At 65.9% G+C, this 4,267-nt stretch carries 2 protein-coding genes and 1 pseudogene; all 3 read left to right on the forward strand.

What is annotated here, in order from left to right; translation table 11 throughout:
- The first annotated feature begins 152 nt into the window (after positions 1-152).
- Positions 153-1,046, forward strand: a pseudogene (locus ACZ7NC_RS44650) (IS982 family transposase).
- A gap of 361 nt (positions 1,047-1,407) precedes the next feature.
- On the forward strand, positions 1,408-3,258 hold the full coding sequence (locus ACZ7NC_RS44655; protein WP_471497921.1) for a 1-deoxy-D-xylulose-5-phosphate synthase: 1,851 nt from the start codon (positions 1,408-1,410) through the stop codon (positions 3,256-3,258).
- Positions 3,255-4,267 (forward strand): flavodoxin-dependent (E)-4-hydroxy-3-methylbut-2-enyl-diphosphate synthase (gene ispG, locus ACZ7NC_RS44660; protein WP_471497924.1); only part of this gene is annotated, 1,013 nt, incomplete at its 3' end. The genes ACZ7NC_RS44655 and ispG, both read left to right, overlap by 4 nt.

Here is a 4,267-nt window from a genome sequence, read left to right on the forward strand (position 1 = left end):
ACGCCAACACCAAGCCCGCATCAGCCACTACAGGCGACGCGGACACAGCCCATAAACCTGCCCAGCAATCAGCACAAGCACCGTTGCAGTACTAGACGAGTAGTTCCGATTGTGGGGTTCACGGACGCAGGGAGGGTGTCCAACATCGGGTTGTGACGACCGAGTTAGACACCCTCTTGACCGCACTGTACGTGCACATCGACGACGACTTGAAGGCCTCGCGTTGGCGTGGCCGACCGCCCCGGCTGACCGACGCGGAACTGGTCACCCTGGCCGTGGCCCAGGCCGTGCCGGGCTTCCACTGCGAGGCCCGCTGGCTGCGCTTCGCCCATGCCCCCTGCACGGCCTGTTCCCCTATCTGCCCAGCGGCCCGCCTACAACACGCGACTGCGGGCGGCGCTGGGCCTGGTCAAACGAGTGATCCGGTCCTTGGCCGCGGATACCGACCTGTGGCTGGATCCGGTGTGGATCGTGGACTCCACGCCCCTCGAGTGCGCCCGCTCGCGTGAGACCGTCAAAGGCTCCGACCTTGCCGGATGGGCCAACTACGGCTACTGCCGCTCTCACTCACGCTTCTACTGGGGTCTGAAGCTGCATCTGGCGTGCACCCCGGCCGGCCTGCCGGTCACCTGTGCCCTGGCCGACCCCAAGACCGACGAACGGCAAGTGCTGGCCGCCCTGATCGACAATGAACCGCGCCTGGGCGCTACCCGGGCCGGCCTGCTGATCCTTGCAGACAAGGGCTACATCGCCGCCGAACTCGACCGCTTCCTCGCCGCCCGCGGCATCACCTTGCTGCGGCCCTCCTACCGCAACCGCGGCACCCCACGACGGGAGAAGCCCTGCTCGAGACGGTCCGCCAGCTGATCGAGTCGGTCAACGACACCCTCAAGGGCCAGCTTGACCTGGAACAACACGGCGGCCGCATCATCGAAGGCGTCGGTGTCCGCGTGGCCCAGCGGATCCTGGCCATGACCTGCGCGATCTGGCACAACGGCACCATCGGCGCCCCCATCACCCGATCACTGATCGCCTACGACCACTGAGCCACATCGGAACTACTCGTCTAGTCCTCGCGGGGGAGTGGGGATCCGACCTCTCCCACCACCCACGGCGAGGTTAAAACTCAAGCTAGTAGTCCCTCCCCCGACGGCCCATGCAAACAGCGCGAGCTGAACTGACAAGGCGGTTTTCTACAGACGCCCGCCCGCCTCCGAGTCGGGCACAAGCTGGTTGTCGCCGGGTTCACGCTGCCCGCCCTACTGTCCCTTCCGACTTTCGGAGGGCCGCAAGCTTTCAACGCGTTCACGGATTTGAGAGTGGGGTTCTCTTTCCCGCGGGCTTCGCATCCGGTTGCCTCAGGTAGCGCGCGGACTGTGGGCCGTGCGTTCGGGAAGGGGTACGCAGATGGTGACGGCCTTTTCGGATGTGCACGTGACGTTGGTCGAGTGGGTGGCCGATCCGAGTGTGCTGCGTTCGCTTCCGGTGGATCAACTGCCGCTTCTAGCTGGGGAGATTCGCCGGTTCCTGGTGGAAAAGGTGTGTGCGAGCGGGGGGCATTTGGGACCGAATCTAGGGGTGGTGGAGCTCACCCTCGCTCTGCACCGGGTTTTCGACTCCCCGCGTGATGCGCTCGTTTTCGATACCGGTCATCAGGCGTATGTGCACAAGCTGTTGACGGGCCGCCAGAAGGCCTTCAGCACGCTACGGCAGCTGGAGGGCCTGTCAGGTTATCCGTCCAGGTCTGAGTCGGTGCATGACCTGGTGGAGAACTCCCACGCCTCGACCGCTTTGTCATACGCCGATGGCCTGGTCAAAGCCCGTCAGCTCATGGGTGAGCAGGACCGAGCCGTGGTCGCGGTTGTGGGGGATGGCGCCTTGACGGGCGGCATGGCGTTTGAGGCGCTCAACAACCTGGGAGTGGCGAACGACCGTCCGGTCATTGTGATCCTAAATGACAACGGCCGCTCCTATGCCCCCACCGTCGGCGCCCTGGCCGAGCACCTGAGCGTACTCAAGTACGGAGGTGGGGCAGAGGCGTGCCGGAATCTGTTCACCGACTTCGGGTTCACCTACTTCGGGCCTGTCGACGGGCACAACATTGCTGAGCTCGAAGCCGTCCTGCGGCGCGCGCGGGCTGTGCACAGGCCGGTGGTGGTGCATGTGATGACTGTTAAGGGCAAAGGACATCGGCCCTGTGAGATGGATACTTCGGACTGCCTGCACGCTGTTGGCGTCGTCGATCCGAACACAGCACGCCCCGTCACTAAGGTCTCGGATCCGTCGTGGACAAGTGTGTTCGGACAGGCGCTCGCGGAAGTAGCTGCCGTCCGTCCCCAGGTCGTTGCGGTGAGTGCGGCGATGCTGCTCCCGACGGGCCTTGGCCCCATGATGGAACGTTTCCCGCAGCGGGTCTTTGACGTCGGGATCGCCGAGCAGCACGCGGTGACGTCGGCTGCGGGGTTGGCGATGGGGGGCTTTCATCCGGTCGTGGCGATCTATGCGACGTTTCTGAATCGGGCTTTCGATCAGGTGCTGATGGATGTGGCGCTGCATCGGCTGCCTGTCACGTTCGTGCTGGACCGGGCTGGGATCACCGGCCCGGACGGGCCGTCCCATCACGGCATGTGGGACCTGAGCTTGTTGTCTATGGTCCCGGGCCTGCGCCTGGCCGCACCCCGGGACACGGTTCAGCTGGACAGGCTTCTGGGCGAGGCGGTCGCCTGGGGCGAGGGGCCGACCGCCCTGCGCATTCCGAAGGCCACCGCAGGCCCACCCATCAAGGCCCTGACATCGCTGGACGGCATTGACATTCTGCATCGCGGTAAGGGCCAGGCGCTGGATGTCCTGCTCGTCCCCGTCGGACCGCTGGCAGGGATGGCGGTGGAGGCTGCTGAGATTCTGGAGCGGGAGCATGGCATCGGGTGCACGGTCGCCGATCCCCGGTGGGTTCTGCCCGTCAACCCTGCACTGGTGTCCCTGGCCGCCCGCCACCGCCTGGTGGTGAGCGTCGAAGACGGCGTCCGCACCGGCGGGGTAGGGACGTCCCTGGCCCAACGGTGCCAGGAGCAGGCGGTGACCACCCCCGTCCACACACTCGGACTGCCGCAGGCCTTCATTGCACATGGCCCCCGCTCCGAACTGTTGGCCCAGGCCGGATTGAACGTTCACGGTCTCCTCGACGCTGTACTGAACGCTAGTGGTCCACAGGATGCTGAGCGGGCCCTGCCCCCTCGAACCCAGGAAGGTGTCCAGTGACCGCCATCGACCTAGGCCTGCCCACCCCGCCCCCACCAGCGCCGGTGCGTCGCCGCCTCACCCGTCAACTCCGCGTCGGGTCGGTGCCCGTCGGCGGCGGCGCACCGGTCACCGTGCAGACGATGACGACGACGGTGACTGCTGATGTGGATGCCACGCTGCAGCAGATAGCTGCGGTAACCGCGGCGGGCTGTGACATCATCCGCGTCGCCGTCCCCTCCCAAGACGACGCGGCGGCCCTCCCCGCAATTGTGGCCAGGTCGCCGATCCCGGTGATCGCCGACATCCACTTCCAGCCCCGTTACGTCTTCGCCGCCATAGACGCTGGCTGTGCCGGCGTGCGTGTCAACCCAGGCAATATCAAACAGTTCGACGACCGCATCGGCGAGATTGCCGCGGCCGCCGCCGACGCCTCAGTGCCGATCCGCATCGGCGTCAACGCGGGCTCCCTCGATCCGCGCCTGCTCGCCAAGCATGGCAAGGCCACCCCTGAAGCTTTGGTGGAGTCCGCGTTGTGGGAGGCCTCGCTGTTCGAGGAGCACGGCTTCACCGATGTGAAGATTGCGGTCAAGCACCATGATCCACTCACCATGATTGCCGCGAACCGACTGCTCGCGAGCCGCTGCGACTATCCCCTCCACCTCGGCGTCACTGAAGCCGGACCCGCCTTCCAGGGTGCTATCAAATCCGCAGTCGCCTTCGGGGTGTTGTTGGCCGAGGGCATCGGAGACACCATCCGCGTGTCTTTGTCCGACCACCCGGTCGAGCAGGTCAAGGCCGGCAATCACATCCTCCAATCCCTCGGCCTGCGCCCGCGCAGGCTCGAGATCGTCTCCTGTCCCGCCTGCGGCAGGTTGCAGGTCGACATCCACCGCCTCGCGAGTCAGGTCGAGGCCGCCTTCGACGGCTTCCCTCAGCCCCTGCGTATCGCGGTGATGGGCTGCGTGGTCAATGGCCCAGGTGAAGCCCGCGAAGCCGACCTAGGCGTCTCCTCCGGCAATGGCAAGGG

Source organism: Streptomyces sp. NPDC111802 (genome assembly GCF_055634335.1).